At 37.5% G+C, this 3,506-nt stretch carries 4 protein-coding genes; all 4 read right to left on the bottom strand.

What is annotated here, in order from left to right; all coding sequences use genetic code 11:
• Positions 1 to 88: 88 nt before the first annotated feature.
• Positions 89 to 304, bottom strand: a complete 216-nt coding sequence (locus tag RE474_RS13815; RefSeq protein ID WP_309312276.1) for a hypothetical protein — start codon at positions 302 to 304, stop codon at positions 89 to 91.
• Positions 305 to 594: 290 nt separating this feature from the next.
• Entirely contained in the window at positions 595 to 1,500 is a 906-nt protein-coding gene (locus RE474_RS13810) for a tyrosine-type recombinase/integrase (protein WP_309312275.1), read from the bottom strand.
• Positions 1,501 to 1,823: 323 nt separating this feature from the next.
• Positions 1,824 to 2,132 (bottom strand): hypothetical protein, encoded by a 309-nt coding sequence (locus RE474_RS13805; RefSeq protein WP_309312278.1) that lies wholly within the window; start codon positions 2,130 to 2,132, stop codon positions 1,824 to 1,826.
• On the bottom strand, positions 2,129 to 3,487 hold the full coding sequence (locus RE474_RS13800) for a hypothetical protein (RefSeq protein WP_309312277.1): 1,359 nt from the start codon (positions 3,485 to 3,487) through the stop codon (positions 2,129 to 2,131). Before RE474_RS13800 ends, RE474_RS13805 begins: the two co-directional genes overlap by 4 nt.
• Positions 3,488 to 3,506 lie beyond the last annotated feature (19 nt).

Genomic DNA, 3,506 nt, shown 5'->3' with positions numbered 1-3,506 from the left:
GAATGCAACAATGATTTATAAACCTTAAGGAATGGCACCCACTAGATGTCACAACGAATATTTATGGGTGCCACGGTGATGTTTTGCATTAATTGACCTTGATTCCTGCCTCCCTGAGGAAAAGGATGATGATTCCCAGTACAAACGCAATAGTGATGACTCCTACAAGGATCACCGTGCTTGCATCCATACCACTCGTGTTCACGTTTGCAATCTGTACAAGTGCAGAGGCTCCCACTGACGCGAAAATGAACCCTGCAATACTCATGTTTACTATTTTACCCGATGCGTTACTACTAGCCATAGAATATCACTAAAAACACATACATCCCCACGACATATAAACAAAATAGCATCGGCACGGCAAAGAAAGATAATTACCGACCGAACTGTCCAGACCTGCAGGCAAGTCTAAGACATAAGATATCAGAAGAAAAATAACAGTAAACCCCGGGAAAATAGTGACAATTGTCCAGATCGTCTTGTATCCCGGGAGAGTATGAAGGTTAGCACATACCCAATATAATAAACACATCCATGGTATAAAACAATATCCACATAAACAGACTGCCTGTTATCGAAAACAATAACACATTAATAATCGATTAGCACCGGAACACACCTAAAATAATCATCTTTTACCAATTCCATGTCAATAGAAAGATAAAAGCCACTCCACACCTCATTCTTAGTGGAATGTCCTAATAATGTCTGTATATGCTCTTTTTTCATACCTGCACGTCTAAGATGAGTAACAAGAAACCCACGGAAGCAATGACTGGTAAGTTGTGATTCCAGGGAACCGTTAGGATCATGCAAGCCTAAAGGCATAGCATACATTTGCAAGAACTCATTGATATAATCTTTATGAATACGCCCGCCTGCATCCGAAATAAATAAATAATCTGTTTTGCATTTGCCTATTCTTTGCCTGGCATCCCTCCAAACAAAATACTGCAAAAGAACAATATGCAATTCGTCATCAATGAACCTGATCAAGTTCTTTGCTCTTTTCTTCCTGGCAATAATAATAACATCTTTTATAAAATCAATATCCCCAGGTTTTAACTCCAAAAGTTCAGTTCTTCTGATACCTGTTTTAGCAAATAACATAGCAATTGCAAGTTCCCTGATAAAATCAATTGAATTAATCAAATCACGCACATTAGAAACTGTCAATATTTGCCTACGATTACTATCATTTGAAGTATCCAGATATCGCTTTCTAAAATGAAGAACAGGATTATTATCTGTTATTTTTTTGTAAATCAAGAACTCATAAAAAGAAGATATTGCTGAGAAATTAGACTTCAAAGTACTTATTTTCAAATTCCTTTTTTGAAGATGATACAAATACAACTCCAAATCATCATAAGAAACGTTTTCAGGCTCGGGATTATGCTTTAAAAATTCCCTTACATTACAAGAATAGCTACGAACAGTTCGCTCTGATCTACGTCTTAATGACAAATCATGCTCAAATTTTTCTATTAATCCCAAGCCTTTCACCTGTTTTTTTCATTGTCCGATGATAGACAACCTGCGCCAACAAGACATGATAAGACGTGATATTATATATAACTATGTCTTGTGTTGTTATGTTATATATGATAACATACAATCACGCAATATGGAAAAGATACAGGTATCACTGGAAAAAGAGCTGTTAGACGAACTCGACAAGAAAAGAGGATTAATCGCAAGATCAGCATATATACGGGAACTAATCAGAAAAGACACAGAAAAATAAGTCACCCGTTCTTTTTTCCAAATTATTCTTAATAAGTCAAGTATATACTATGTGGGGATATCCCCACACCCCTTTAAAGGATAGGTCTGTTACAGGCTTTTTTAAACAATTCAACAAGCATACCCTTAAAATATTGATAATCCAAGTCACTTACAAAGTAAAAACCGTTATCATCAAGTACACAATAGTCCGGTAATTCTTTTCTAACTGCTGTTACTGCCATTTTTATTTCAGTACTCACTTTGCTATAATAACGACCTGGAACTTTAACAGCTAACCCACTATTGAAAAACATACACTCAAGACACACATATGCACCGTTATAATTAACGATGTTTCTTTGCCTTGCAGTACAGCATAAAGAGCAGTATTCACGACTCATTTTTGCATAGCCTCCGCTATATTTGTACATCTTTCAATAACAAAACTATCCGGAGGCTTCATAAGATCACGAGTGAACAACCTCCGCATTTTTTGCGGTATGGTATCATCCGACAATATCGCACGATAACGATTTATCAAATATTCACAATAGATTTTATTATCCTCATTAGGAACATGAGCAATCCAAGCGTCAATAGCCTCCGCTTCAATAGCTGAATATGGCACAAACTCCGATAAAGGCAAGTATCCATCATCTATCAAATTGTCCTCATCAGGCTCACCAGAATAGCCAAGAGTACCATCTTTAAGCTCAATTAATGGTTTAGTCCTATTCTCATTCAAGACCTCTAAAACTGACTCTTTAACCCTTTGCAGCTCGTCATCAGTGAGATACTCAGAAGGATTGAAATTATACAGACCTCCGGAAACACCTGAAGGTTTAGACCTGCATTTACCAGCATTTACCAATATCTCACAGTGAGTAAACAAGTACTTCATATGCTTAACAACGTCTTTAACGGACTCTAAAAGAACATTAGGCTTAGTCAATTTCTTAATGAATATGTCCTTATCTCCGGTTATCTTCTGATATCCACCACAATCATCGAATAACAAAAAATGAGTATGTGGTGACAAGTCCACACAATGACGCCATGAAGGAAACTCTGTTCCTAATTGCTCATTAATGGCCTCCAGATTAGCCTCATTTAAGAGAAATTCCCACAAGGCACCACTAGCAACCTCTGAATTATCAGCTCGTCTAATGGCAAGTATGTCCTTTATAGCACCCTTTACAGAGTTCTTTATTCTAAATGGATGATCCAGGCTGAATATAGCAGTTATACCCTGACGTTTAAGTCTATCCTTCATTGATCTACGCTTATTACGCAAGTCTTTTAGCGTGATCTCCATATCAGCAGGTATAGAACCCACAGCTCTAAAAGGTCGACTTCCAGAAACAAGACTATAAGCCTCTAACAAAACAGCATTCTGATAAACTTCATTATCAACCCATAGCCTATAACAGTCCGGACACCTGGCAAGCTTGCAAGACACATAGATCTCTTTTGCTCCTGATCCATCTCCCTTGAGTCCTGCAATATATGGCATATGGCAATAATCAGGTGTTTGACCCTTTCCAGGAACCGCAAAATTACCACGATTTAGACGAGTTCGTTTAGGATCAAATACCAAACCATCATCAAAGGCATTATCTAGGGTACTCTGCCCGATATCACCCTTAACCGATACGTAGGATAATCCTTCGGTATTAGGAGCATAGGACAAACTATCAGCTGCACCTACAAAAACCGAGTCTTTACAATTTCCGTGAGTCTGATTAATAGCTTTCATGCGATCTGGACATAATTAA

Origin of the sequence: Methanolobus sediminis (genome assembly GCF_031312595.1) — an archaeon.
GTDB classification, from domain to species: domain Archaea; phylum Halobacteriota; class Methanosarcinia; order Methanosarcinales; family Methanosarcinaceae; genus Methanolobus; species Methanolobus sediminis.
This window is presented reverse-complemented; position numbering and strand designations above follow the sequence as displayed.

Coding starts and splice junctions, on each gene's coding strand:
- RE474_RS13815 (WP_309312276.1), bottom strand. CDS start 304: ATGGCTAGTAGTAACGCATCGGGTAAAATAGTAAACATGAGTATTGCA.
- RE474_RS13805 (WP_309312278.1), bottom strand. CDS start 2,132: ATGAGTCGTGAATACTGCTCTTTATGCTGTACTGCAAGGCAAAGAAAC.
- RE474_RS13800 (WP_309312277.1), bottom strand. CDS start 3,487: ATGAAAGCTATTAATCAGACTCACGGAAATTGTAAAGACTCGGTTTTT.